The sequence below is a fragment of the Luteibacter sp. P4_E6 genome (genome assembly GCF_056401535.1).
The window spans coordinates 1-3049 of record NZ_JBFUJE010000470.1; the positions used below are offsets into that span (position 1 = coordinate 1).

Here is a 3049-nt window from a genome sequence, read left to right on the forward strand (position 1 = left end):
ACCCCACGATGCCGCCAACGCGTCACCCGCGATGCCGTCCGGCACCGCGGGTGAGCGTGGGTTACTTCTTCTTCGGAATGTACAGATCCGTGATCGTGCCTTCGTACACCTCGGCAGCCATGCCGACGGATTCACCGAGCGTGGGATGCGGGTGGACGGTGCGGCCGATGTCACCGGCTTCGGCGCCCATTTCGATGGCGAGCGCGAGTTCGGAGATGAGATCGCCAGCGTGGACACCGACGATGCCGGCGCCGACGRTGCGGTGGGTCTCTTCATCGAACAGGAGCTTGGTGAAGCCTTCGGTGCGGTCGATGCCGATGGCACGGCCGGAGGCCGCCCAGGGGAACTTGCCGACGCCGATCTTCAGGCCCTTTTCCTTCGCCTCGCGCTCGGTCACGCCGACCCAGGCGATTTCCGGATCCGTATAGGCCACCGACGGAATCACGCGTGCGTCGAAGAAGCTCTTCTGGCCGGCGGCCGCTTCCGCAGCGACCTTGGCTTCGTGCGTGGCCTTGTGCGCCAGCATGGGCTGGCCGACGAGGTCGCCGATGGCGAAGATGTTCTTCACGTTGGTGCGCATCTGCCGATCGACAGGAATGAAACCGCGGTCGGTGACTTCGACGCCGGCCTTGTCCGCACCGACCTTGTTACCGTTCGGCGAGCGGCCGACGGAAACGAGCACGCGGTCAAACACCTTGGTCTCGGGAATGCTTTCGCCTTCGAAGGTGACTTCGATGCCGGCTTTGGTGGCCTTCGCCTCGACGACCTTGGTCTTGAGGTGGATGCCCTTGTAACGTTTGGCAATACGCGCCTGCAGCGGCTTCACCAGGTCGAGATCGRCACCCGGCATGAGCTGGTCGGCGAGCTCGACCACGGTGACTTCCGAACCGAGGCGGGCGTACACCGTGGCCATTTCCAGGCCGATGATGCCACCGCCGACGACGAGCATGGTTTTCGGTACGTCACGCAGTTCGAGCGCGCCGGTCGAGTCGATCACGCGTTCGTCGTCCCACGGGAACGACGGCAGCTTCACCGACTGCGAACCTGCCGCGATGATGGCATTCTCGAAACGGATGAGCTTGGTGCCCTCGGCCGTCTGGACTTCCATTTCGTTGGGCGAGATGAAGGTGCCGACGCCGGTGACGGTGCGGACCTTGCGTGCCTTCGCCATCTGGGCGAGACCGCCGGTGAGCTTGCCRACGACCTTTTCCTTGAACGAGCGCAGCTTGTCCAGGTCGATGGTCGGCTTGCCGAAGGTGATGCCGTGCGCGGCGATGGCTTCGGCCTCGTCGATCACGGCAGCGGCGTGAAGCAGCGCCTTGGACGGAATGYAGCCGACGTTGAGGCAGACGCCACCGAGGATGGCGTAACGCTCGACGAGGACGGTATCCAGGCCGATGTCCGCACCACGGAACGCGGCGGTGTAGCCGCCCGGACCGGAGCCGAGGACGACGAGCTGGCACTCGATGTCGGCCTTGCGACCGGAGTCGGCGGCCGCCTTGGGTGCAGCAGACGTCGCGACGGGAGCGGGAGCCGGCGCTTCCGATACCGTCGTGGACGGCGTCGCAGGTTTCGAAGCGGCAGGCGCCGCAGCGGCCGGCTTCGCAGCCGCAGAAGCCTTGTCGCCCGCTGGCTTCTCAGCCGAAGCCGAAGCGCCAGCCTCGGCCTCGATCAGCGCGATCACGCTGCCGTCGTTGAGCTCGTCGCCGACCTTGACCTTGATCTCGACGATGGTGCCGCCCTGCGAGGCCGGCACKTCCATCGTGGCCTTGTCGGATTCGAGCGTSACCAGGCTCTGGTCCTTGGCGACGGTGTCACCCACCTTCACCAGGATCTCGATGACCGGCACGTCGTGCGAGCCGCCGAGGTCGGGGACTTTCAGTTCAATGGTGTTTGCCATGGCGATGCGTCCCCGTCAGAGCAGCAGGCGACGGATGTCGCCGAGCTGGTTGGCCAGGAAGACGGCAAAGCGAGCGGCGAGCGCGCCGTCGATGACGCGGTGGTCGTACGACAGCGACAACGGCAGGATCAGGCGCGGCGCGAATTCCTTGCCGTTCCAGACGGGCTTCATCGCGGCCTTCGAGACGCCGAGAATCGCCACTTCCGGGGCGTTGACGATCGGCGTGAACGCCGTGCCGCCAATGCCGCCAAGCGAGGAAATCGAGAAGCAGCCGCCCTGCATGTCCGCAGCGGTGAGCTTCTTGTCGCGCGCCTTCTTCGAGATCTCGCTGAGTTCCGCGGCCAGCTCGAGCAGGCCCTTCTTGTCCGCGTCGCGGATGACCGGGACGACGAGGCCGTCCGGCGTATCGACCGCGATACCGACGTTGAAATACTTCTTCAGCGTGAGCGTCTCGCCCGCCGCGTCGAGCGAGGCGTTGAACTGCGGGAATTTCTTCAGCGCCGCGACGACCGCCTTGATCTGGAAGACCAGCGGGCTGACCTTGACGTCCTTGTTCTCTTCGCCGAGCTTCTTACGGAAGGCTTCCAGCTCGGTGATGTCGGCGTCTTCGAACTGCGTAACGTGCGGGATCATCGCCCAGTTGCGGGCGAGGTTCGCGGCGGAGATCTTCGGGATGCGGCCGAGCGGCTTCTCTTCGATCTCGCCGAACTTCGAGAAGTCGACCTTGGGCCACGGCAGCAACGAAAGACCGCCACCGGCAGCAGCGGTGCCACCGGCGGACGTCGGAACGCCCGCGGTCATGACCTGCTTCACGTAGCCGGAAATGTCTTCGCGCTGGATGCGACCACCGCGACCGCTGCCCTTGACCTGGGCCACGTCCACGCCGAGTTCGCGAGCGTAAGCGCGCACGGACGGGCTGGCGTACGGCACGGAGCCCGGCATGACGACGCTGGCATCGAACGACACGGGCGGCGTGCGCGGTGCGCCACCGGCCGGAACGTCGGCGGCGGCTTCGCGCTTCGGTGCTTCGGCAGGCGCCTCGGCAGCGGCCGGCTTGGCGGCTGCGGCGGCCGGCTGTGCGTCGGCTTCGGCAGCGGTGTCGCCGCCCTCGCCTTCCAGCACGGCGATCAGGTCGCCGTCGTTGACCTC

The 3049-nt window shown here is 66.3% G+C and carries 2 protein-coding genes; both read right to left on the bottom strand.

Annotated elements, in window-relative coordinates; all coding sequences use genetic code 11:
* Positions 1-61 precede the first annotated feature (61 nt).
* Positions 62-1900, bottom strand: a complete 1839-nt coding sequence (gene lpdA, locus AC1DT2_RS19345; RefSeq protein WP_477298097.1) for a dihydrolipoyl dehydrogenase — start codon at positions 1898-1900, stop codon at positions 62-64.
* Positions 1901-1915: 15 nt separating this feature from the next.
* Positions 1916-3049, bottom strand: a 1134-nt coding sequence (locus AC1DT2_RS19350; RefSeq protein ID WP_477298098.1) for a 2-oxo acid dehydrogenase subunit E2, incomplete at its 5' end; no start/stop codon positions are given.